This window comes from Methylomonas sp. LWB (genome assembly GCF_001856095.1).
GTDB lineage: Bacteria > Pseudomonadota > Gammaproteobacteria > Methylococcales > Methylomonadaceae > Methylomonas > Methylomonas koyamae_A.
This window is the reverse complement of sequence record NZ_MKMC01000078.1, coordinates 75,551-98,612: the sequence shown is the minus strand read 5'-3', so window position 1 is coordinate 98,612 and position 23,062 is coordinate 75,551. Positions and strand designations below refer to the sequence as shown.

General features: G+C 57.7%; 15 protein-coding genes. 3 read left to right on the top strand and 12 right to left on the bottom strand.

Annotated elements, in window-relative coordinates:
* Positions 1–94: 94 nt before the first annotated feature.
* The 4 genes from BJL95_RS21210 to lexA all read right to left on the bottom strand — a co-directional run bounded on the left by BJL95_RS21210 (position 95) and on the right by lexA (position 6,053).
* Positions 95–3,382: an error-prone DNA polymerase gene (locus tag BJL95_RS21210; protein WP_071160636.1), complete on the bottom strand. Its 3,288-nt coding sequence runs from the start codon at positions 3,380–3,382 to the stop codon at positions 95–97.
* Positions 3,366–4,847 carry a DNA polymerase Y family protein gene (locus BJL95_RS21205; RefSeq protein ID WP_071160635.1) on the bottom strand — a complete coding sequence of 494 codons (1,482 nt, stop codon included), beginning with the start codon at positions 4,845–4,847 and terminating at the stop codon, positions 3,366–3,368. Before BJL95_RS21205 ends, BJL95_RS21210 begins: the two co-directional genes overlap by 17 nt.
* Entirely contained in the window at positions 4,847–4,990 is a 144-nt protein-coding gene (locus BJL95_RS25835; protein ID WP_254786868.1) for a hypothetical protein, read from the bottom strand. Before BJL95_RS25835 ends, BJL95_RS21205 begins: the two co-directional genes overlap by 1 nt.
* A 454-nt stretch (positions 4,991–5,444) precedes the next feature.
* Positions 5,445–6,053, bottom strand: coding sequence for a transcriptional repressor LexA (gene lexA / locus BJL95_RS21195; RefSeq protein WP_071160710.1), 609 nt, complete (start codon positions 6,051–6,053; stop codon positions 5,445–5,447).
* A gap of 327 nt (positions 6,054–6,380) precedes the next feature.
* Here lexA and BJL95_RS21190 point away from each other — a divergent pair, with 327 nt between their 5' ends.
* Complete coding sequence (locus BJL95_RS21190; protein ID WP_083386198.1) at positions 6,381–8,984, top strand: EAL domain-containing protein; 2,604 nt, start codon at positions 6,381–6,383, stop codon at positions 8,982–8,984.
* 304 nt (positions 8,985–9,288) lie between these two features.
* Here the strand turns inward: BJL95_RS21190 and BJL95_RS21185 are convergent, their stop codons facing one another.
* From BJL95_RS21185 to BJL95_RS21170, 4 genes are all read right to left on the bottom strand, one after another.
* On the bottom strand, positions 9,289–9,894 hold the full coding sequence (locus BJL95_RS21185) for a hypothetical protein (RefSeq protein ID WP_071160633.1): 606 nt from the start codon (positions 9,892–9,894) through the stop codon (positions 9,289–9,291).
* On the bottom strand, positions 9,881–10,360 hold the full coding sequence (xrtM, locus tag BJL95_RS21180) for an exosortase family protein XrtM (protein WP_071160632.1): 480 nt from the start codon (positions 10,358–10,360) through the stop codon (positions 9,881–9,883). The genes BJL95_RS21185 and xrtM overlap by 14 nt, the downstream gene beginning before the upstream one ends.
* A gap of 454 nt (positions 10,361–10,814) precedes the next feature.
* Entirely contained in the window at positions 10,815–16,541 is a 5,727-nt protein-coding gene (locus tag BJL95_RS21175; protein ID WP_175463769.1) for an RHS repeat-associated core domain-containing protein, read from the bottom strand.
* Positions 16,542–16,551: 10 nt separating this feature from the next.
* Entirely contained in the window at positions 16,552–16,992 is a 441-nt protein-coding gene (locus BJL95_RS21170; RefSeq protein ID WP_071160630.1) for a hypothetical protein, read from the bottom strand.
* A 523-nt stretch (positions 16,993–17,515) separates the two neighbouring features.
* On the opposite strand from BJL95_RS21170, the gene BJL95_RS21165 reads away from it, so the two are divergent.
* Positions 17,516–18,142: a tyrosine-type recombinase/integrase gene (locus BJL95_RS21165; protein ID WP_071160629.1), complete on the top strand. Its 627-nt coding sequence runs from the start codon at positions 17,516–17,518 to the stop codon at positions 18,140–18,142.
* Positions 18,143–18,543: 401 nt separating this feature from the next.
* Here the strand turns inward: BJL95_RS21165 and BJL95_RS21160 are convergent, their stop codons facing one another.
* Both BJL95_RS21160 and BJL95_RS21155 read right to left on the bottom strand, forming a co-directional pair.
* Positions 18,544–19,692 carry a sensor domain-containing diguanylate cyclase gene (locus tag BJL95_RS21160; protein WP_083386195.1) on the bottom strand — a complete coding sequence of 383 codons (1,149 nt, stop codon included), beginning with the start codon at positions 19,690–19,692 and terminating at the stop codon, positions 18,544–18,546.
* Positions 19,685–20,848 (bottom strand): FIST N-terminal domain-containing protein, encoded by a 1,164-nt coding sequence (locus BJL95_RS21155; protein WP_071160627.1) that lies wholly within the window; start codon positions 20,846–20,848, stop codon positions 19,685–19,687. Before BJL95_RS21155 ends, BJL95_RS21160 begins: the two co-directional genes overlap by 8 nt.
* A 419-nt stretch (positions 20,849–21,267) precedes the next feature.
* Between BJL95_RS21155 and BJL95_RS21150 the strand changes: the two genes are divergently transcribed.
* Positions 21,268–21,534: a hypothetical protein gene (locus tag BJL95_RS21150; RefSeq protein WP_139306370.1), complete on the top strand. Its 267-nt coding sequence runs from the start codon at positions 21,268–21,270 to the stop codon at positions 21,532–21,534.
* Between the two features lie 83 nt (positions 21,535–21,617).
* On the opposite strand, the gene BJL95_RS21145 is transcribed toward BJL95_RS21150, so the two are convergent.
* A complete protein-coding gene (locus BJL95_RS21145) occupies positions 21,618–22,097 on the bottom strand; it encodes a peroxiredoxin (RefSeq protein ID WP_071160709.1) in 480 nt (159 codons plus the stop codon).
* A gap of 224 nt (positions 22,098–22,321) precedes the next feature.
* Entirely contained in the window at positions 22,322–22,999 is a 678-nt protein-coding gene (gene rpiA, locus BJL95_RS21140; protein WP_064029840.1) for a ribose-5-phosphate isomerase RpiA, read from the bottom strand.
* Positions 23,000–23,062 lie beyond the last annotated feature (63 nt).

Genomic DNA, 23,062 nt, shown 5'->3' with positions numbered 1-23,062 from the left:
AAATGACGCCGGCGATTTCTCGCCGGCGGTGCTCCGTGTTTTTAACACGCCTCTTCGTGGCCCGGCGCCGCGCCGTCCGCCTTTCGGCGAAGGTTTAGTGAAAATCCCTCGATTTGGCCGCCAGTTCGCTGATCCAGTCGCTCCAATCTTCCAATTTGCCGGCGATCAAATGCAGCACGCCGTCCTGCTGCTGGACGATGCCGGCCACGCCCAGCAAGCGCGCCTTTAATAAGGGTTTGCGCTGAGCCAGCGCGGTTTTCGGCCAGACGATCAAGTTGACTTGGCCGGTTTCGTCTTCCAGGGTTACGAAGGTCACGCCGGCGGCGGTCATCGGCCGCTGCCGGCAAATCACCAGACCGGCGACCTGGGCGATGCTGCCGTTGCGGCGTTGCCAGAGATTTTTCGCGGTGATGACACCCTTGGCCTGCAGCCGTTGGCGCAACAGGGCTAGCGGATGCTCGCGCAAGGTCAGGCCAACGCTGGCGTAATCGGCGACCGTGTCCTGTACCGGCTGCGGGGTTTTTAGCAAGGGCGTGGCTTCGATGATGCGCGGCACGCCGAACACCGGCAAGGGCGCCTCGATTCCGCCGGCCGCCCAGAAGGCTTGATGACGATTGCCGGCCAGCGCTTTCAACGCGTCGGCGGCGGCCAGGGCTTCCAGATCGCGCTTGTCTAGCTTGGCGCGTTCGGCCAGGTCGGCGACCGACTCGAAAGCGCGTTCCGCGCGGGCCGTGCCTATCCGCGTAGCGGCGGCGGCCGACAAGCCCTTGACTTGATTGAAGCCCAGTCTTAACGCCGGCGGATTTATTAGTCCGGCTTTATCGTTTATTGGTATGCCGTTCGAGATGCGCTCTTTGGTTGTGTTCATAACAGGCTTGTCGAAACCTGATGTGCTTCGTCCTTCGACAAGCTCAGGGCGAACGGTATTTAACGGCCGGCGGTCGTGTTCCAGTGCGCAATCCCAAGCGCTATGCCGCACATCGACAGCCCGCACCTCGACGCCGTGGCGGCGGGCGTCCTGTACCAGTTGCGCCGGCGCGTAAAAGCCCATCGGCTGGCTGTTCAGCAAGGCGCAGCAAAATGCCGCCGGATGATGGCACTTCAACCAGGCCGACACGTAGGCCAGCAACGCGAAGCTGGCCGAATGCGATTCCGGAAAGCCGTAATCGCCGAAGCCTTTGATTTGTTGAAAGATGCGCTGGGCGAAGTCGTCGCGGTAGCCGCGTTCGCGCATGCCGGCCAGCAATTTCTGCTCGAAAGGCTCCAGGCCGCCCTTGCGCTTCCAGGCCGCCATCGCTCGCCGCAATTCGTCGGCCTCGCCAGGGGTAAAGCCGGCGGCGACCATCGCGATTTGCATCACCTGTTCCTGAAAAATCGGGATGCCCAGCGTGCGCTCCAGCACTTGCTTGATTTCCGGGCTGGGATAGTCGATGGCTTCTTGGCCGTTGCGCCGCGCCAGATAGGGATGGACCATTTCGCCCTGGATCGGGCCGGGGCGGACGATGGCGATTTCGATGACCAAGTCATAGTAATTGGCGGGTTTCAGGCGCGGCAGCATGCTCATCTGCGCCCGCGATTCGACCTGGAACACGCCGATGCTGTCGGCGCGTTGCAGCATCGCGTACACGGCCGGGTCCTCGGCCGGAATGTCGGCCAGGGTCCAGGCGCGGTTTTCGGTTTCTTCCTTGAGGTGGCTAAATTCGATTGGCGCACGAGGATGCTGGTTTGGCGGCGGGCAATATTTCGCCAAATAATGCAAAGTCTTGCGGATCGCGCTGAGCATGCCCAACGCCAGCACGTCCACTTTCAGCAAGCCCATCGCTTCCAGATCGTCTTTTTCCCACTGAATCACGGTCCGCTCGGCCATCGCCGCATTTTCGACCGGCACTAGCCGGGTCAGCTCGTCGCGGGCGATCACGAAGCCGCCGACATGCTGCGACAAATGCCTTGGAAAACCACGGATTTGCTCGACCAAGGCGCTCAATTGGCGGATCACCGGGCTGGCGGGATCGAAGCCGCAATCGCGCAAGGCTTCCGGCATCAGCTTATAGCCGTCCCAGCGATCGACGTTGCCGGCCAGCCGGTCCAGTTGGCCGGCGTTCAAACCCAGCGCCTTGCCGACGTCGCGCACCGCGCTGCGGCTGCGATAGGTAATCACCGTCGCGGCCAGCGCGGCGCGGTGGCGGCCGTATTTGCGGTAGATGTATTGAATGACTTCCTCGCGGCGTTCGTGCTCGAAATCGACGTCGATGTCCGGCGGCTCGTTGCGTTCCCGCGATAGAAAACGTTCGAACAGCAGATTCATCCGGCCGGGATCGACTTCGGTAATCCCCAGGCAATAGCAAACTGCCGAATTCGCCGCCGAGCCGCGACCTTGGCAAAGAATGTTTTGGCTTTTGGCAAAGGCGACAATGTCGTGGACGGTCAAAAAGTAGGGCTCGTAGGCCAGATCGGCAATCAAGGCCAACTCGTGCTCGACTTGTTGCCTGACTTTGGCCGGCTCGCCGTGCGGCCAACGTTGTTGCAAGCCGGCTTCGGTCAAATGCCTGAGCCACGAGGCCGGCGTGTGGCCGTCCGGTACTAGTTCGCGCGGATATTCGTAGCGCAGTTCGTCCAGCGAGAATCGGCAGCAGGCGGCGAGTTTGACGGTTTCGTCCAGCCAGGCTTGCGGATAAATCTCTGCCAGCCGTTGCACGGGCCTGAGATGGCGCTCGCCGTTAGCAAACAAGGCATAGCCCAGCTCGGTCAATGGCCGGTTAAGGCGGATCGCGGTCAAGGTATCCTGCAAGCATTGCCGCGAACGGCGATGCATGTGCACGTCGTTGCAGGCGACGATTGGGATATTCAGTTGTTGGCCCAGGTTTTCGGTGGCGACGATCCATTCCCGGTCGCGGCCGGATAAAAACAGTCCGGCGCCTAGCCATAGATCGGTGCCGAACAGACTTTGCAACCAGCAACCGTCTGATGGTTGCGGCTTTGCCAAGTCCGGCAGCCAGATCGCCAGACAGCCAGCCGGAAAGTGTTGTGCAAAATCCTTGCGGCTCAACCGGTAGCTGCCTTTGCCGGCCTGGCGGCGGGCGAGACTGATCAGATGCGACAAGTTGCCGTAAGCGATGCGGTCTGTCGCCAATAGCAGCAGTTTCAAACCGTCGTCCAGCCGCAATTCGCTGCCGACGATCAAGTCGATGCGGTGTTTTTTGGCCGCCAGATGGGTGCGGACGATGCCGGCCAGTGAACATTCGTCGGTCAATGCCAGCGCGCGGTAACCCAGGCGGGCGGCTTCGGCGACCAATTCTTCCGGGTGCGAGGCGCCGCGCAAAAAGCTGAAATTGGACAAACAATGCAGCTCGGCAAAGCCCGGTGCATCAGCCGAACAGGCCATGACAATACCAGCCGCCATTCGGCTTCAAGTCTTGAAACACCCACAGTTTGCGGCCGGTGCGGTCGTGGGCGATGCGGTAATCGCGTTGCACTGGAGCGCCGTCCCACCAGCCGGATGCGATGCGTTCGCGGTCCTGCGCGAAATGCAGCTCGGCCGGATTTAGCGGCTTGGGGATGCTCAATAGCCACAGCGGGCGCGGCGGCAGTTCGGCTTGCTCGACTGCCGGTTCTAGGCCAAGCAGGCCGGCCCGTTCCGGCCGATGTTCGGCGACGGCCCGCGGATACTGCAAGGCTTGATGGCCGAGCCGGCTTTGCAGTTGCTCCAGCGCGCTTTGCCAGTCCTGTTCGCGGTTTTCGTCGTCGAACAAGCTAAAGCTGTGCGGTTGGAACGGCACGACGGCCTCGCTGAACAATTTGATCGCCAACACCGGCGCCGACAGCGGCGTGCGTTCCAGTTTTTCCCGCAGCAAGCGGGCGCAATGCAGCGGGTCGCGGCTGGCGTGGCGCAAGCTTAATTCGACCGGCGTGGCCGGACGCCGGTAGTGTAGCAAGCGCAGTTCGACGGCCTGGACGGCGGCGTCGCGCCGGCGCAGAAACTCGGCCAGTTGCTCGAGCAGTTGTTCGACCGCCGGGAAGAAGTGATCGAGTTTGTCCAGTTCGGCCGGCAGTTCGCGGCCGGCGGCGAAACGCGGCGGGCGGTGGAACTGCTTGGGTAGGCGCGAGTCGTGGCCGGCCAGTGCGTCGAGTCGGCCGAGCAGTTCGGGGCCGTAACGCCGAGCCAAGCCATCGCGCGGCAGCCGCCAGACGTCGGCCAGGGTTTGCACGCCGGTCCGCGCCAGACGTTGCGACAGCTTGGCGTCGAATCCCGCCGCCGCCAGCGGCAACGGGCCGAGCAGGGAGCGCAGTTTGGCCGGTTGCGCGACGACGACTTCCAGATTCAAACGTGCCAGCATTTCGGCGGCCGCCGGCGACGGCGCCAAGGCCAGATGGGCGCGATGGCCGATGCCGGCCAGGGTTTGGCGCAGTTGTTCGCTTAGTGATTCGGCGCCGCCGAACAAACGCAAGCAGCTCGATACTTCCAGCAGCAGGGCTTGCGGCAGGTCGCGGCTGACCCACGGGCTAAAGTCCAACCCGGCGTCGGCCAGAAGGTCTAGCGCGATGTGCTCCAATTGCGGGTCGCGGTTTTGTATCTGCAAACCGGGGCAGAGCGCCAGCGCGGCGGCGGGCGTCATGCTGGGTTCGACGCCGGCTAGCCGGGCCGCTTGCGAAACCGCGTACAGCGAGGGCCGGCCCTTGACGGTTTCCTGCAGCGCGCAAGCTAGTCTTGAATCCAGACCGGCGGCAGTCAAGGCCAGATCGGGGAAATAGGCGCACACCCAGAGTTTGGGTCGATGGGCGGCGGGCGCGACTTCGCTGTGCCGGGGCGGTAAATATCTGGGCGCTAGGGCGCGGGCGGTGGCGGCCATCAGATTGCCAACAGCAAATCCAGTTGGCGCAGACTGCCGCGCGCCTTGGCTATCCGCAGTCGCAAGCCGCCGCTTTCGCGCCGCAAGGCCAGTTGCAATGCGGCGTGGCGGGCTTGCGCGGCGTGACCGACCGCGAACAGCACCGCCAGCGCGTTACCGGCCTCGGCGGCTAATTGTAANGGTGCGCGGCCAGCGGCCGTTTGGGCCAGGCCAAGGCCATGCCGCAGCCGCCGCTACGGAGTAGGACTTCCAAGGCCCACGGCAGATCGGCGGCTTCGGGGCAGGTGACGACCAGCAATTGCCCGAGCTCGACGCCGGCCTGCTGCAAGCCCGGTGCGTAAGCTTGGTAGGGCGGCGCCAACCAGACGATACGCTGGCCTTGCCGGCTCAAGGCCGCCATCGCCGGCAGCAGCAACGGCAATTCGCCGACGCCGACCTGGGGTAGCTGCCAATGCATTAACGCGCCGCTCGGCCAGCCGCCGCCGGGCAGCAGCGCGTCCAATTCGGCAAAACCGGTGGCGATGCCGTTGGCCGAGTCGGTTTGCAGGCCGCGCCAGATTTGGTCTTGGCCGCGCAGTAGTTGTTCCAGTACCGGCTTCATGGCAAGTCGCGGCGGATCACGCCGACGACCACGCCTTCGATGCTCAGCGTGTCGCGTTCCAGATCGACGGTCAGTACCGCGAAGTCGGGGTTGGCCGGCTCCAAAAAGGCTTTATTGCCGTCCAGGCGCAGGCGTTTGACGGTGGCTTCGTCGCCGATGCGGGCGACGACGATTTGGCCGTTGTCGGCAGTCGGCGTCCGTCGCACCGCCAGCAGGTCGCCGTCGAGGATGCCGGCGTCGCGCATGCTCATACCGTGTACCCGCAACAGGTAGTCGGCGCGGTCGCGAAACAGCTCCGGGCCGAGCCGGCAATAGTCTTCGATATGCTCCTCGGCCAGTATCGGTTTACCGGCGGCGACTCTGCCCACCAGCGGCAGGCCGGCTTCGGCGGCAGGTTTTAACAAACGAATGCCGCGCGACGCCGACGGCACCAGTTCGATCGCGCCCTTGCGCGCCAGGGCCTGTAAGTGGCCGCGGATGCTATTGGTCGAGCGCACGCCGAACGCGGCGGCGATCTCGGCGATGGTCGGCGGAAAGCCGTCCTCGCCGAGGCGGTGCTCGATGAAGTCGAGGATGGTTTGCTGGCGGTCGGTTAATGGTTTCATGCTGTTTTTATATTCACTGCTTTTATAAGCAGTATAGTGGTTTTTTATCAGCGGATTCAAGTCGGCAAATCGGGTTAGCGGGGTCGATCGGGATTGGCCGGTATGCTCGAGCCAGAGCCGAGTCGCGGCGGGAAAACGTTTCGGTAGATGCGGATTTCCGGGCGTTTACGCCGGCGTTGTCCAGTTGAGCGGCGACTGCCGGCCCGAGGTACCCATGTCGGGCCGGCGACTTTAAAAGCATAGAGTGGTTGGGGAAATCGGCGCTAAAGGCTAAGCTTATGTAAACCGGCAAATCGCGCCCATTTATTTCTCCAACCGTTTTATTGCATGTTTTGTCCGAATAGAAGCCCAAAAAGCCGTACCCTGTTGATGCTGCGCTATTTGGCGATTTTATTGGCTTTGCAAATCGTCGTCGCGTTGGCGCCGTTGCCGGATGGCTGGAAGGGAATCGCCAATTACGCGCCGCTGCATACGCTGTTGGAAACCTTAGCCATCGTCGTGTCGGCGCTGGTGTTCGCGGTCGGCTGGAGCGTTTACCAGCGCGAGCGCTCCGGCAATTTGATGTTGCTGGCGTGTTGTTTTGCCGGTGTCGCGCTGTTGGACGTGCTGCATACCTTGTCGTATCAGGGCATGCCCGATTTTGTGACGCCGAGCGATCCGCAAAAGGCGATCGATTTTTGGCTGGCGGCGCGCGGCTTGGCCGCGCTGGCCTTATGCTCGGTCACCGTTTTACCGGATTGGGACTTGCAACGAACCAACGGACGTTGGTGGATGTTGGCCGGCGTGCTCGCCGCGGTGGCCGGGGCGGCTTGGGTGGTGCTATTCCACGCCGATTGGGTACCGGAAACCTTCGTGCCCGGCGTCGGCCTGACCGGGTTCAAGCGGATCAGCGAATACGGTTTGATAACGGTTTATCTGGCGCTGGCCTTGGGTTTGTACCGGCGCGGCCTGTATCCGCAGAGTTACGACGTGCAGGGCTTGGCCGGCGCGGCCATAGTGATGGCGCTCAGCGAAATTTTCTTCACGCTGTATGCCGACGTGACCGACATCTTCAACTTATTCGGCCACCTCTATAAAACCGTTGCCTACGGCATGATTTATCGCGCGGTTTTCATGAATTGCGTCGAAATTCCCTACCACCGTCTTTATCAATCCAAGCAAGCCCTGGCGGCCAGCGAAGCCAAGTTCCACGCCATCATCGACGCATCGCCGATTGCATATTTGTTATACGACGGTCGGAACCATATTGCTTACTTGAATCCGGCTTTCGTCGAAACCTTCGGTTACAGCCGAACTGAGTTGCTGGAATGGGAAGATTGGTGGCGGAAGGCGTTTCCGGATGCCGAATACCGGCGGATGGTCCGGAGCGATTGGGAAGAACGCGCCCAGTTGGTTCTGAGTGGCGGTCACGGGTTTCCGTCGATGGAACTGGACGTCGTCTGCAAAAACGGCGCTAAAAAAATCGTGTTAGTCAATTTGGTGGCATTGAGCGCGGATCTGGCCGGGCATCAGGTCGTCATATTGTCCGACATCACCGAACGGGTCCGGGCGCTCGACGTGATCTGGAAACAAGCCCATTTGGACCCGTTGACCGAATTGCCTAACCGCAGTCTGTTTTTGAGCAAATTGGCGCAAGAGTCGGCGGCGGCCGCCAAATCGGGTTTGCGGATGGCCTTGTTGTTTATCGATTTGGACCGGTTTAAGGACGTCAACGACACGCTGGGCCATTTCATGGGCGATATTTTGTTGCGGGAAGCCGCGCGGCGCCTGCGGCAAGCCTTGCCCGAGGCGTTGACGCTGTCCCGCATCGGCGGCGACGAATTTACCGTGATCATTGGCGGTATGAAGGAAAAACCGGAGGTCGAGGCGATTGCCCGGATCGTGTTGCGCGGTCTGGCCGAACCGTTTCGTTTGGGCGACGACACCGTCTATTTGTCGGCCAGTATCGGGATTGCGTTTTATCCGGACGATGCCAGGAAAAGCGACGAGTTGTTGAAAAATGCCGATCAGGCGCTTTACGAAGCCAAAAAGCGCGGCCGGGACCGTTTCAGTTATTTCACCAGCGAATTGCAGCAACGCGCCCAAGTACGCTTGCGCTTATTGAGCGAATTGCACGCGGCCTTGCGCAAAGACCAATTCGAGGTTTACTACCAACCTATCGTCGATATGGCGACGCTAAAAATCGTCAAGGCGGAAGCCTTGTTGCGCTGGCGTCATCCGGCGTTGGGGATGGTGAGCCCGGCCGAATTCATCCCGCTGGCCGAGGAAACCGGCTTGATTGTGGACATCGGCGAATGGGTGTTCGACACCGTGTTGCAACAAGCGGCGATCTGGCGAAGGCTTTACGATCCCGAGTTTCAAGTCAGCATCAACAAATCGCCGGTTCAGTTTCTCAGTGCCCGTTACGATTACAAGCGCTGGCCGGAAGATTTAGCGCGGATGGGCATCAGCGGCGCGGCGATGGTCGTCGAAATCACCGAAAGCCTTTTGCTCGACGCCAACGATATCGTGCGCGAACAGCTGCAAGCGTTTCATGCAGCCGGCATTCAGGTGGCCTTGGACGATTTCGGTACCGGCTACTCGTCCTTGACCTATTTGAAGAAATTCGACATCGACTATATCAAGATCGATCAAGCCTTCGTCCGAACCTTGCCCGTGAATGCCAGCGACATGGCGGTTTGCGAGGCCATCGTCGCGATGGCGCATAAATTGGGGATACTGGTGGTCGCGGAAGGCATAGAAACCGGCGAGCAGCTGGCGCTGTTGCAAAAAATCGGCTGCGATTTCGGTCAAGGTTACCACTTCGCCAAGCCGATGCCGGCCGCTGGCCTGACGGCGATATTCGAAAAAGCGCCGGGTGTGGTGGTTTGCAATCGAAAACGCGCAAACCTGCAATCAGCGCAATTTTCGACCAGGAATAAATACAACTGACGGTTGCTCAAACCGAGATTATTTGCAACTGACACCCGTTCCAGAAACTCAGCGCCAAGGAAACAATATGGACGTTGATTCATTGACGAGATAGTTGGACTATCAAGGTCTGATTCGGCGTGAAGGGCATCTTGGCAAGACAAACGTCCGGAAAACGGACGTATTCTGGACTGGTCATTTTTCGAAGTAGGTGTCAGCAGCGACTTGGCCGACAAAAACCGACCCAAAGCGGTCAGTCAAATTTTTCTGTGAATCCGATCAAGCAAGGTCAATTTTATAGAAAGCGGACGTTCGTTGATCAAGCTCAAAGTATGATTCGCTGTAACGTAATACACAGCCAAGCGGTTGCAATCGCCAGCAACCAGCGGCCGCCCATTTCGCAAAAAACCATCCAGTCTACAAACCAGGGTACCGCGCGGGGATTACTGCCCGACTCCGCGATGTCCTGAAAGGAGATTTCCAATTTACCTAATAGCTGTGCCGGCAAAGTTGCCATGACGACCAGAACTGCCGTCAACAAACCCAATCCGATCAATAGTAAACGTTGCCGCCAGCCTTGTACCGGCCAAATCAATAGTATCGATCCTTCGATCACCAGCGGCACAAAACTATGTAGCAAGTGGGCTGACGATTTCAATTCGGTGCCGGGTGGAATGAAATGACTGGAATTCAGATAAATCGGCCGAAGCACCCAGGCAGATAACTCAATTGAGTAATCCAGTTGAGATTGCGCCGATTTCATCAACTTTAAGCTGGGCGAAAAATCCGGCGCCATGCCAATCATGACAGCCTTAAGCAATGGGAACATGCCTGTTATCAGCCAGTCTCCGAAAAACAAAACCAAACCGGACAGCGCCAGCCAGGCGAGCAAGCCTTTCAGGGTCAGGAAAAGCAACTCACGCCGGCTCATGGCTTTGACTTGTAGAATCGAACGCCCACCAGGCAAAATAGAAACAGCCCAAAACCACCATCAACGTCGGTGCCACATAGGTGTGAATCAGCTGAAACCAGCCGGGTTGGTAGGCGATGACGAAATACAACACGCAAATGCGCAGTAAATTGAGACCATAGATCAAGCCGATGCCCAACAGCAGACCAAGTAGTTTCCGTTTCAATCCGGACGGAAAAACCAAAATCGCTGAGATCACTAAAAACAACACCCCGGCACCGTCGCAGCCGCGCACGATTTCCAGATCGGCCTTGGCCGAAAGCAGATGGTTTTGCTTGGCCAGTACATGCTCCAATGGTGCTAGCCAATTGACCAGATCGGCGCAAATTGCCACCACGCCATGGTAATAGATCACATTGATGAAGGTATCGACCGGAATCTTAAAATAGCCGTAGTCAAGCAGTACGTAGCAGCCAACGAATAGCATGAATTGCAGCCATTCATGTCGCCCATTCGTTCGAGGTCTTTTAGAACGATTTCCGGCCACCAGTATGTCTTTACATAATTGAGGCAATATATACCCTACGTTCTTTGATTAAATCGTGGTTTATCTCTGATTTTCCTGCGACCGATGCGCCTGACGGTAGCATCCTATCAGCGCACCTTATCGCGTTTGGAACAGAGTATCTTACGGCCTTGTCTGTTTCTTTAGCATAACGGATTTTTACAAGTAATTAGCCAGCACTTCAAGCCATATAGAAAGCCCTAGTATAATCATTACTACCCCCCCCTTTTTTAAGCGCTCTTTGTATTTTGGAAGTATTGAGTGGTAATTTTTTAAATTGTTATATTTTCGTTCTGTTATCAACATATAGATTCCAAGAAGAATACAAATAATTCCAAAAACAAAATTAGTCATGATGGAAATTTAACCTATTATCTTATTGATTTAATTGCCCTTCAACGCCCGTACCAAAATCAAGGAGATCAGTAATGCTAGTTACCCCGTTGTCGATACCATTTGCAATTTTGGCCCCCGACCCTGCAATGCCAAAAATATCAAGCCCAGTTTGAATTGCCTTGCCTAATGCTTTGCCCTTATCACCATTAGCATATTCACCAATTGCTTCAAATAATGACGGGTCATTCCTCCCCATGATTCCATTATTTAGAGCAATCAAGCCATTTACAGATGTTATTGCTCCCAAACCAAACTCAGCCATTCCGACAGTTAATGCGCCGCAACCAGGAGCAAGACCACTTCCGCAGCTTGCGGCACCAAGGACCGCTGTTCCTGCTCCTTGAACTGTGGCAAATCCACCGAGACCAACTTGCATAGCGCCGGAAACAACTCTGACGCTTCTTGATAAAAGGCCTGAGCTTTCAGAAGCCGCTAACCCGCTCGGATCCACCGCCATAACGGGATTTCCCCCGACATAAGCATACAGGTTCAACCCTCCATTGTGTCCAATCGGGTCCTCGCTGATAAACCGCCCAAGATTCGCATCATAATACCGCGCCCGCATGTAATACAGGTTATTCCCTTCGGCCATGATACCCACTTGCCCGGCGTACTTGAACGGCTGGGCGATGGTTTCGGTTTGCGCCATCAACTTGCCGTAGGGGTCATAGGCGTAGGTGTTGGCTGTCTGCTGGCTGGCGTTGGTGAGCGCCACCGTATGCCCGGTGCCGTCGAAGTGGTAGACATAGAGTTGGCCGGTGGCGGCGTCGACTAGCGCCGTCAGGCCTTTGCCGTGGATGTAGTATTTGCTGATGACGTTGCTGGCGTTGGCTTCGGCCAACAGGTTGCCGGCGGCATCGTAGATGTACTTCGTAACGGTACCGTTTCTTGTGGCCTTGATCCGGTTGCCGATGCCGTCGTAGACGTAGCTTTGGTTGCCTTGGCTGATCAGGCGGTGGGCGTAGTCGTAGGCGTAGTTGGTGCTGCCCTGAATTTTGAGTTGACCTTCGAAGTCGTAGGTCAGCGTTGTGGCACCGGCGTTGGTCAGCCGGTTCTTGGGCGTGTTGTAAGTATACGTCTGGCTGTTGTTGATCAACTGTTCCGGCAGCTTGGCTTCGGTAACGACGGCTTGAGTGCGGTTACCGTTGGCGTCCAGGGTGTAGGCGTAGCTGGCTAGGGTGGCGTTGCCGCTGGTCTTGTGGCTCAGGCTGGTCAGGCGGTCGGCGTTGTCGTAGCCGTATTGGGTTAGGCTGGCGTTGAAGCGAGTGACCTGGGTCAGCCGGCCGGCGGCGTCGTAACTGTAGCTTTCGGTTTTGTTCAGCCAGTTGATGGTGACGCTTTGTAGCCGGTTTAGAGTGTCGTAGGTATAGCCGACGGTTTTGTTGCCGGGATAGGTGAGTTGAGTCAGATTGCCGGCGGCGTCGTATTGGTATTGGACGTTAAAGCCGTTCGGGTCGGTGTGGCCGGTGAGCCTTCCAGCTGCGTCGTAGCTGTTGGCTGTCGTGCCGGTGGGATCGGTCATCGTGGTCAACCGATCCAGGTTATCGTAGTCGAAGTTGACGGTGCTGTTGCCGGGGTAGACGATCTGGTTGAGTTTGCCGCTGGCGGTGTAGCTGCTGGTGACGGTGTTGGCGTTGCGGTCGGTGTGGCTGATCAGCCGGCCGGCGTTGTCGTAGGTCGAGCTGTTGAGTTTGCCCAGGGGATCGGTGCGGGTCAGTAGCAAGCCGCGCTTGTCGTAGCTGAATTGGGTGACGGCGCCGGCTTGGTCGGTCAGGCTGGTCAGGCGGCCTATGCCGTCGTATTGGGTAGCGACTTGCGGATGGGCGGCGGTCTTGGCCGTGGCTGGGTGGCCGTTGGCGTCGTAGGTGTATTGGGTGGTGGTATTTTTGGCGTCGGTGCGGCTTTGCACCAAGCCGGCGGCGGTGTAGGCCGTGGCGGTCTGCTGATTCAATGCATTGCGGGCGGCGACCGGGTGGTGTTCGGCGTCGTAGTCGATCTGGCTGGCGTGGTTCAGCGCGTCGCTGACCTGGGTCAAGCGCAGTTGGGCATCGTAGCTGAAGCTGGTAGCCTGATTCAGCGCGTTGAGGCTTTGGGTCGGGTTGTGGTTAGCGTCGTAGCTGATTTGGGTCGCGTGGCCCAAAGGATCGGTGGTTTGGATGACGTGGCCCTGACCGTCGTATTGGGTTTTGGCGATTTGGCCCAGGGCGTTTTCCACCGCCACGGTGCGGCCGGTTGGGTCGTAGTAATAGGTGGTGCGGTGACCGGCCGGGTCTTCATCGGATGACGACAGGCCGGTGTAGTGCAGTTTATACAAGGCGCTGCCGGTTTCGCGGGGGGCGGTTTGCTGCGTGACCCGCTGGTGGTCGTCGTAAACGTTGCTAACAATGGTTTGGTTGACCGGATCGGTGACGCTGAGGATTTGGTGATTGGCGTCGTAGCCGTATTGCCAGACTTTGTTTTCCGGGTCGTGGAAGCCGGTCAGGTCGTTGCCGGTGTAGCTGTACGTGACATTACGGCCCTGGTTGTCAGCCACCTGGGTTAGTTTGCCGGCGGTGTAGCTTAAGGTCAGGGTGCGGTTGTAGGCATCCTTGACCTGGGTCAGCAGGTCGCTGGTGTAGGTAAAGCTCAAGGCGTTGCCGTCGATGTCGGTCAGGCTCTGGATGCGGTTGCTGGCATCGAAGGCCAAGACAGTGCCGAAGCGTTCGCTCAGTTTGTAGGTGCCGTTGGCGTTTTTGATTAGTTGGGTAGTGACGCCGGGCGGGGCGACGAAGCTGCCGTCGGGCAGTTGCCGGTAGCTCAAAGCCCGGTCGCCCAGCTGTACGCTGATGGCTTTATCCTGCAACTGGTCGGTGGCCCATTGCGCCACCAGCGTGCCGACCACCCAGTCTTTCAAGGCCGGCTGGGTCGGCGACATCAGATCGCGGCTGACATAAGCCGCCACGATCAGTGCCGCAGCATCCTGAGGGCTGCGCAAGCCCAGCGCGGTTTTGACGTCGCTGTGCTTGTTCAAGCGAATGTCGTAGCCGTGATTCCAACCCTTACCCAGTCCGGCCGGGTCCTGGTTGACTTGCTGGCTGTTGTAACTGCGGGCAAAGCTTAAACCGCGAGGACCGCTGCCGCCCAGGCTGAGATCGACGGCTTGGTTGAGATAGGCGCCGCTGCCCAGATCGACCGGATCGACACCTTTGGGAGTGGAGACGTTGCCGGATGGCAATTGCAACGGGGCGTAGTAATTTTGGGCGACAGGCGTATTGATGGGCCCGACAAAGGAGCCAAAGCCGCCGTTCAGGCCGCCGCCGATGATCATGCCCTGACTGCGTTGGTTGCCATTGACCCGATAGTCGATGTAACCGTAGCCGTGCCAACTGTTTAGGGTGACTTGGCCGTTTTGCGGCAAAACCAGCGTGGCCCCGGCGTTGAGGGCGGGAATCAGGTTATTGTTGATATCGCTGCTGCTATAGCCGGTCAATTGACTTTGAATCGTTCCGAAGTTACCCAAATTGGCCAACAAGAATTTCTGGCCGTTTTGGTTGTTCAGATTGAAGATTTTGACGGTGGACATCGCCGGCTGACTGGCGCCTTGCAATTGCTCCAGGACCGCGTGTTCCATGGCGCTGGCGATCAAGCCCGAACTCTGGAAGGTACCTTCGCCGGCAGACGCGCTCTGCGGCAGGGTGGACACGAACTGGGCTCTGACATCGACGAAATAACCGGCTTCCTGACCGACGATACCGAAGCGGTGATGGCGGATGGCGCGGTTATCGCTCAAGGTGTTTAGTAGGTCGTCAGCCAGTTGGGTTTGCTGCATCCAGCTTTGGCCGAAGATATTGAGGGTTTCGCTGACGACTTCGCGGGATGTGTTGGCCGCGCCTTGCAGGGTTAGTTGGTCGAGATAGCGCTGCCGCTCCGCTAACAGACTGCTGTCGCGGTCGCCGCCGAAGGCCGAGGCCAGTACGTAAGACCCGGTGCGTTTCAGCGTGAACGTGGCGCATTGATCGCCGTATTTGGCGCCGGTAAAGCAGGGATTGCCGACCGTGGCACTGTAGGGGTGATCTATGCTCAACGTCAGACTGGTCAAATTGCCCGACGGCGTGCCTTCCGACAGCAGCAGGGTATCGTCGAGATGGAGTTGCGCCACCGGCGTGCTTTGCACAGCTCCGGTCAAAGCCACGGTTTGAGTGCCGATGGTGCTACCCTGGTAGCTGAAAGTGAGGGTCAAGGTAGCGTTTTTGCGGCCGGCCGCCTGACCAGTGCCGGTGAATTTGACTTTGACCGGGACGCTGCCGTTATTGGCCGGAATGTTCTGGGTGCCGCCGCCGGACACGAATTGAAACGCGCTGGCATTCGTACCGCTGATCGTGCTGGTGACCTGGATCACGACACTGTTGGGGTTGCCGGGATTCCAGGTAAAGGTCGGGCCATCCTGACCGGGACTAACGGTGCCGAAATCCGTGGCGCCCGCAGGCGGCGGATCGATGGGAGTGCTGTCGCCGACATAACTGATGCTGAGTTTTTTGCCGGCGATTTGCGGAATGTTCAGTGTCGTGTCGATTGCACCGTGTTGCAGGCGCACGGTATGGATGTAGCCGGCGGGAATCTCGGCCCAGGCAGTTTGCGTGGGCGTGCCGGCAAACGGCAAGGCCGCCGGCAAACTGTTGCTTTCATCCGGAACGATACTTAAGCCGCCGATGATGTCGCGCACAAAGGCATTGGGGTAATTTTGTTTGAGCTGGCTGACGAGCTGAGTCGTCAAGTCGTTCAGCTCGGCATTCAAATTGGCGGTATTCAGGCTTTGGATCGAATCGGTGCCCAGCAAACCGCCGGCCGCATTCAATAAGGCGGTTTTATCGTAACCCATCGCGGTAGCCAGATTGATGCCGCTCTGTTTGCTGCTGGATTTAAAAGCCGGGTCCAGCGCCACGTTGGTGGCGTTGATATTCGCCACGACCCAAACCCGATCCAGAGTCACGCTTGTACCATTCACGATAGTCGCCGGAATGCCGCCCGAGCCAATGATATTGCCGATACGGGTGGCATCAGCATCGGTACCCAGCCAGTGCGCCATGTCATTATTATTGGCTGCTGAAAGGGGAATGCTCATGCTGCCGTATTGGTAATTCGCGGTATAACCCGCTGCCCGCAGCAATTCCACCAGCACGGCTGCTTGATCGAAGTCGTTGCCGCTGCGTTCTTTCAAGGTCAGATACGGGCCTTTCAAGGCACCGTAATACGGGACGTAAACAAAGTAATTGCGGACGAACTGGTAAATGCGGCGTGGATCGTTTTCCAACGCGGCCGCCAATTGGCTAAATTCGGTGGCGGCAGGCACCAGCGCGGCGGCGGTCAGGGTTTCCGTTGCCGCCAGGGTTGCCGAGGCTTTGGCTGCGGTAGTCATCGCTTGCCGGTTTTGCTTCGCTGTTTGCTGGTCACGCTGTTGAGTCAACGCCTGTTCGCGTTGCTCGATGACGGCCTGAGCCGCTTCGGGAGACACTGGTTCCGCAGTCTGGTTGACCCAGCCGGCAGGGGACGCATGCACCGGTGCCGGTACGTGTGGCTCGACGACGGCCTGCGCCACGGCAGGCAATACCCATTTCGTTGGGCCAGTGTCGGTAGGGGCCGCCATGGCCGAAACCTCAAAGCCCATCAGGCAGATCAGCAACAGACGTGTCACAACCAGGCGCACGGAAGCACCCGAATTCCTTGCCATATTCATCACGTTACACTCCTTGTTTTTTTGGTTGTCGAGCCAGCATCAGCCCTAATCCCAAAGCCATGATGATCAAGCCCCATTCCGGAACGGCCGGTACGGCGACACTGGTATTGGGAGGCTGTAGCGGATTGGAATTAGCCTGATATTCCGCCAAGTTGGTGATGCCGTCGCCGTCGGCATCCAGTCCGGCATCGCCTGGACTCAGTGGATTCAAGCCGTATTGAATTTCCCAGGCATCCGGCATGCCATCGTTATCGTCGTCCGGATCGGCAAAATTGGCCAGCAGGTCGCCGTCGGTATCCGGACTATTGCTAACGCCTTGCGTCGTGAAGTTTCCGGCGGCGTCGTATTGGTACCCAACCACCGGACCGTCATTGCGGGTCACCGCCCGCAACCGGTTCAGGTCGTCGTAGCTATAGTCGATGGTGACGGCGGCATTTGCAGGCATGGCAAATCCGGATATCAGGCCCAAGCAGAATAACAATCCAGGATTGAGTAGGCGAATATTGCTTTTTGGGCTGCCGCTCAAAACCGACTGGGTCGATAAGTGAGTCACTGAAATTCTAGGTGGCTGTGTTCGTCGAGCGAAGGTGTCGAGAAACTTCATGAATTATCCTGTGATTTTTGCGATAGTCTGGTTTGAAAGCGGCTGTCTGAGTGTTTGTTGCAGGGCAGTTCAACCACCTTGAGTGTTGCCGTGGCATCCGTGAAAGTTCGCCAACGGTTGGCCTATCTCGAATATTTTCAATGCCGGCCCCCCCAATATCTGTTTAGCATGCCGACTCACGAGATTCCGATTAAAATCTATATCATCATTGTTACAACTGTATTAATGCCCCAACAATGTTATCGGTCGACGCAAGTTGTTAAGGCCATTGATGAGGGATTGTTGGCGAAAAAATGTAATCGGTAGACACTTGCTTAAAAGCCAAAATGAGAACTCCTTTCATCTAAATGTTTTGGAGTTTGTCATGAATGATTCAATTACAAGCAATAAACACGGTATTCCTTGGAATAAAGGGAAACTAGTCGGCCAGAAATATCCGCTGAAATTGAAGGAAATATGGGCAATACGGATTCGCTTGCAACTGGCCCATCAAGTCAAGGAGCTAGCTATGTTTAACTTGGCTATTGACAGCAAATTGCGTGGCTGTGATTTGGTCCGGTTGAAAGTAAGCGATGTTTCGCAGGCAAGCCGGTTACTGACGCGAGCTATTGTCATGCAGCAAAAGACACACCGACCGGTTCAGTTTGAGATAACCGAACAGACGAGAGATTCGTTGGCAGGTTGGATTGCACAAGCGCAATTACGGCCAGATCAATATTTGTTCCCCAGTCGTATCCATCGTTCTCTCCATATTTCGACTCGGCAATATGCGCGCATAGTCGAGCGTTGGGTGACATCAATAGGCCTTGACCCATCCGGCTATGGAACCCATACCATGCGTCGAACAAAAGCACCCCTCATTTATAGACGAACCAAAAACCTGCGAGCGGTGCAGTTATTACTCGGCCATACGAAATTAGAAAGCACGGTTCGATATCTAGGTATTGAGGTAGATGACGCCCTGGAGCTTTCAGAGCAAACTGAAGTTTAGGTCTCGGATCATTTGAGCGAGTGACTGCTTTCGAGCAGTTTGCTCGCCCAAACCTAAAGCTATAAATTATTCTATCTGACCGCTTTTGGCCGATTGCCGCCAATGGTCAACGACATATGTTAGTTGCAAATAATCTCGGTTTGAGCGCCCGTCAGTTGCATTTACTCTTGGTCGAAAATTGCGCTGATTGCAGGTTTGCGCGTTTTCGATTGCAAGCCGCTATAGCTAGGCGCGCCGAGCAACGCCGTGGATGCGGCAGGCACTGCATGGCTTGAGCAAACCGCTAACGGAGAATGTGATCGCGAGCAATGAGGGTGCGTTAACGGCCCTGGCCCGACGAGAACGGCGAAGCTGGCGGTTTGCGGCCGGCGCGACGTGGGCCGGAATTGAATGGCGCGCGCCTAGATCGGAGCACGTTCCCAGGACTGGCCGAAGCGCGTGACGCGATTGCGGCCGTTGGCTTTGGATGAGTATAGCGCGCTGTCGGCCGCCTCGATCAATTCGCCGCCGGATTGGGCATCCTCGGGATAGCTGGCGACACCGAAGGAGGCGGTCAGCGCTATCGGCGTGCTTTTCCAGGCCACGCGTTGCTCGGCCAGGCATTGTCTCAGGTACTCGGCGCGCTCGCGGGCCACTTCGACGGGCGTGTCGGGCATCAACAATAAAAACTCTTCGCCGCCGTAACGGCAGATGATGTCGCTAGATCTGGCGTGTTGCCGCATCAGATCGGCCAGATGTTTTAACGCGGCATCGCCGCCGGGATGGCCGTAACGGTCGTTGACCGATTTGAAAAAATCCAGATCGGCAATCACCGCGCTGACCGGATAGCCGTGCCGGGTGGCCAGCGCGATGGTCCGGTCCAGGTTTTCGGCTAAAAACAAACGATTGTAAAGCCCGGTCAGCGCATCGTGCAGGGCTTGGTCGCGCAGCCGCGTTTGCAATGCCTCGATTTCCCGCTCCGCTCCGAGCCGCTCGGTAATGTCCGCCCAAACCGCGATCAGCGCCGGACGGCCGCCAATATCCAGAGGCGCCTTCCCCGACATTTCGACGTTGATGATCCGACCATCCTTGCGCACGGCCCGAGTCGTAAAGGTCAGTTGCTGGAATTCCCCGTTCAATGCGCGGCGAATCACGTCCAAAACCTGGGGCAAGTCTTCGGCCGGGGTAATGTCGGCCGGACCGAGTTTCAGAATTTCCTCGACGCTATAGCCCAGAATTTCGGCGAATTTCGGGTTGGCGTAGTGAAAGCGTTGGTCGATCGTCATTGAAATGCCGACCAAGGATTGATCGAGCACGCAGTGAAATTTTTGTTCCGCTTCGCTCAGCGCGCGGTTGATGGCCCGGTTTTCTGCCAGCGCCGCTTCCAATTCCTGAGTGCGGCGCCGCACCAAGTCTTCCAGCATCACCGTTGCCTGGACTTGATCGAAATAGGAGTTTCCCAAATCGCCGCTGTGTTCGACACGGTCCATCAAGACTTGGACGACTTTGTTCAAGCGGGCGATTTCAGCCTGCAAAGCCGGGAGGCTGGGATTGGCGTTTGGGTCAGTCATGTTCGGATGCCGTAGCCGGAGCGCCGATCGCCACGGCCGCGAAGGTTTGGTTGATGTGGATGCCGCGAAACTGTTCGCCGTAGGTGTGAAAGCCGACCACGCGGTTGTCGGTCATCAAGCGGTTCAAGTCATCGAGCTGATCGGCGGCGGCAACTTCCAGTTTTCGCAGGATGCAATCGCAGCCGAGCGTCACCAGCGGCTGGCCAATGACTTGACGGACGCGACCGAAGGCCGCCGCCAAATTTTCCAGCAAGTTTTCGCCTTGAGCGATGCGCAACACCAAGCCTTCCTCGATCGCGCAGTAAAAGGTCAAGCTGCCGTCCGGGTGAGCGCGTTGCAGACCGCGCACGTAATAACTGCCGTCGATCTTGACGACGACCGGATACGCGGCGAACAACGCCGGCGTGAGTTGGTCCAGCGGATAGCCGATCAGTCGCGCGTACTCCTCGGCGGCTGGCAGACCGTTGATTTCGTGGACGGTGCGTCGGCCGATGTCGGCGGCGGTGACCACCATCCTGTGCTCGGACGGTAAGAAGTGTTGAGTCCGGTAAGCGTACACCGGCAGCGTGGTGCTGATTAACAGCATGACCGCGTGGTTCGGGTGGAACGCACCTCCCCAATAAACCCACGTATCCTGAAACCTCAAACCGTCGCCGGCCGAACCGCCGACCAGCGGAATGTTGCCGAGCATCCGTTGAATGTCCAGGGCGACCGGTTCTTCTTTCAAAGACAGACCGTCTATCAATAAAAAACCGAAACTGTTGGACGAACAGGCGTACGGCGCCAAATCCAATAGCGCGTTCAACCGAGATTGGGCGAAGTCCTTGGTTTGCTCGGCGGACAGACTCCGTAAGTCGCCGAGCAGGCCGCCGACGGCGCTGCACACCGATGCAGAGAAGCCGACGCCGACCAGACTGCGTTCGCAAAGCCCGGCTGGTCCGATTTCGCCGGCCGTCGTACAACCGACGACCGGCAGGTCCTTAAACGCCAACGATAATGCGGCTGCCAGCGCCGTTAGGTCGTAATCGGCCGAACAAAAAAATATCACGGCGGCCAGCCGTTCCTGAACCAGGCCGGCATGTAGCTCGTTGACCGCCGTTGTCGGGTCGACGGCACTCGAATGGGCGATACGAATAGGCATGGCTGGGCTGGGCATGGAGCGATTTCGTGTGTCTGTGATGGCTTACAAGCGAATTTTATCGTATCGCCGCCGACGAAGCTCGATACAGCTATCGAGAGGGCGACGGCTGTCGTAAAAGACCTTGAAATTTTGGGCCGTAAGTCCGTTTATAGGCTAAGGCGAATTCCAGTATAACTCGCTGCGCATTCCGGCCGCCGTAACCGAATGGATAGTCGGAGAAGAGGTTTTTTGGAACTTGCCGTTCCCGAGATCCAGTTGCGGCACGGCGGGGGCGTGCGGACTGGCGCGTTGACGCAGGCGCCAAGTCAAGAGGTCGACCAAGGGCGCTACAACACCGTGGCCGAAGCGGCGCTCCGAATTGGTAGTCGTTAACGGTTTTTGGGTGGGGTTTTAGCCAAACTAACGCCATCGTTAACGACAAAGAGGTGACGCTGATGTGTGGAAAATTCGGTGGCAACGAAGTGGAAAGCCTGCAAAACATGATGTCGATGGCCGTACAGCTGGTCATCGCCGATACCTTCGATTTGAATGTGGACGACGTTTCTTTGGATAGCGATCTACAAAACGATCTGGGTATGGATGCCGACTTGCGGGATAAGCTGGATAGCTCGATCATGGAAATGTTTAACCAACTTCATCTGGACTTCAGCCGTATCAAAACGGTGGCTGACGTGGTAAAGCAAGTTGTCACGCTACATTGAGTTCGCTGCTAGTTCGTAAAAAAGCCGGGGAACCCCGGCTTTTTTGGGGCAGAAAATGGCCGGCGATGGTTCCAAGATGTATCTCAGACGGGTAGGCTTTTGACAATATCCAGTACCGCTTGCGCGTGTCCATCCGGGCTAACGCCGTACATGGCTTCGAGCAACTTGCCGTCCTTGCCGATAATGAAGGTCGAGCGGACGATCTTCCACTTTTTGATGCCGTCTTTTTCGACTTCCTGCCAGGTACCGTAACTGTCGCACAGCGCACCGTCGGTATCGGCCAATAATTGCACGTTCAGCCCGTATTTGGCAATGAAGGCCCGGTGGCTCTCGCAGTCGTCCTTGCTGACGCCGACGATGACGGTATTAGCCGCCGCAAACTCGGCGGCAAGCGCGGTAAAGTCGTTGGCTTCTATCGTGCAGCCAGGCGTATCGTCCTTGGGGTAAAAATACAGCACCACAGTCTTTTCGCCCTGGTAATCCGACAGATAGATCATTTTATTGTCTTGATTTACGGCACGGAAAAACGGCGCTTCCTGGTTTTTTTCTAATAATTGCGACATGGGTTTTCTCCTGTTGTACGGGGCGAATTCGAACTGGCGGATTGGATTGGTCCGGCTATCGGGACCAACGCCGGCCGCGCCTGCCGGAAAGCCAATCCCGGAGACCCGCGGCTGGCGGCGATTATGGACCAAGCGCCGGACGAGCTTCTACCACAAAATTGCTGGGACTAAGTGCCGCGGCTGCTTGCCGGCCAAAGGCTAAGCCGCGCCGAGCACGCCGGCCGCTAAGCCCAAAGTTCGTCCACTTGTCCGTCGTGGCCGCAAAATACCGCACCAGTCAAGCCGTTGAATATGCCGTGTTCGACGATACCGGGAATGCCGTTCAGCCGTTCGTTCAGGGTTTTGGCGTCCAGCGTGGAATCGAACACCACATCCAACACCAGGCTGCCGTATGAGGTGACGACCAAGCCGTCGCCGTTGGCGGTTTGCCGCAAGCTACCGTGCCCGCCGATCGCCGCCACGCTGCGTTGTACCAGCTTCCAGGCGAACGGCATCACTTCGATTGGAATCGGAAAGTTCTCGCCGATGCGTTTGACGCGCTTGCTGGCGTCGATCAATACCAGAAACGAATCGCAGGCCTTGGCCAGCAACTTTTCGCGTACCAAATCGTAACCGCGGCCTTTCAATAGCGTCAGATCGGGGGCGACTTCGTCGGCACCGTCCACGTACAAGTCCAGGTGTTCCAGATGGTCGATCGCGATCAGCGGCAAATCGAGTTGGCGGGCCTTGATCGTGCTGACCGTCGAACTGGCCACGGCGCTGAATTTCAGGCCTTCCTGGGTGCGGCGCCGCGCCAGTTCTTCAATGAACAAGTTGGCGGTGGAGCCGGTGCCCAGGCCGACGATCATGCCGTTTTGCACGTGTTGAGCAGCATGTTGGGCGACGCGTTGTTTGTCGTTCATGGTTCTGCCTTTGCGATGGTCGAAAAACGGGGTGACGCGAAAACCGGCCGTCAAGTTCCGGGG

Excerpts from the sequence above, each read along its gene's own strand:
- BJL95_RS21145 (WP_071160709.1), bottom strand. The coding sequence starts at position 22,097 with ATGTCGCAATTATTAGAAAAAAACCAGGAAGCGCCGTTTTTCCGTGCC.
- lexA (WP_071160710.1), bottom strand. The coding sequence starts at position 6,053 with ATGAAACCATTAACCGACCGCCAGCAAACCATCCTCGACTTCATCGAG.
- BJL95_RS21185 (WP_071160633.1), bottom strand. The coding sequence starts at position 9,894 with ATGAGCCGGCGTGAGTTGCTTTTCCTGACCCTGAAAGGCTTGCTCGCC.
- xrtM (WP_071160632.1), bottom strand. The coding sequence starts at position 10,360 with ATGCTATTCGTTGGCTGCTACGTACTGCTTGACTACGGCTATTTTAAG.
- BJL95_RS21175 (WP_175463769.1), bottom strand. The coding sequence starts at position 16,541 with ATGGCAAGGAATTCGGGTGCTTCCGTGCGCCTGGTTGTGACACGTCTG.
- BJL95_RS21210 (WP_071160636.1), bottom strand. The coding sequence starts at position 3,382 with ATGGCCTGTTCGGCTGATGCACCGGGCTTTGCCGAGCTGCATTGTTTG.
- BJL95_RS21190 (WP_083386198.1), top strand. The coding sequence starts at position 6,381 with ATGTTTTGTCCGAATAGAAGCCCAAAAAGCCGTACCCTGTTGATGCTG.
- BJL95_RS21160 (WP_083386195.1), bottom strand. The coding sequence starts at position 19,692 with ATGACTGACCCAAACGCCAATCCCAGCCTCCCGGCTTTGCAGGCTGAA.
- BJL95_RS21155 (WP_071160627.1), bottom strand. The coding sequence starts at position 20,848 with ATGCCCAGCCCAGCCATGCCTATTCGTATCGCCCATTCGAGTGCCGTC.
- BJL95_RS21165 (WP_071160629.1), top strand. The coding sequence starts at position 17,516 with ATGAATGATTCAATTACAAGCAATAAACACGGTATTCCTTGGAATAAA.
- BJL95_RS21205 (WP_071160635.1), bottom strand. The coding sequence starts at position 4,847 with ATGGCCGCCACCGCCCGCGCCCTAGCGCCCAGATATTTACCGCCCCGG.
- BJL95_RS21150 (WP_139306370.1), top strand. The coding sequence starts at position 21,268 with ATGTGTGGAAAATTCGGTGGCAACGAAGTGGAAAGCCTGCAAAACATG.
- BJL95_RS21170 (WP_071160630.1), bottom strand. The coding sequence starts at position 16,992 with ATGCCTGCAAATGCCGCCGTCACCATCGACTATAGCTACGACGACCTG.
- rpiA (WP_064029840.1), bottom strand. The coding sequence starts at position 22,999 with ATGAACGACAAACAACGCGTCGCCCAACATGCTGCTCAACACGTGCAA.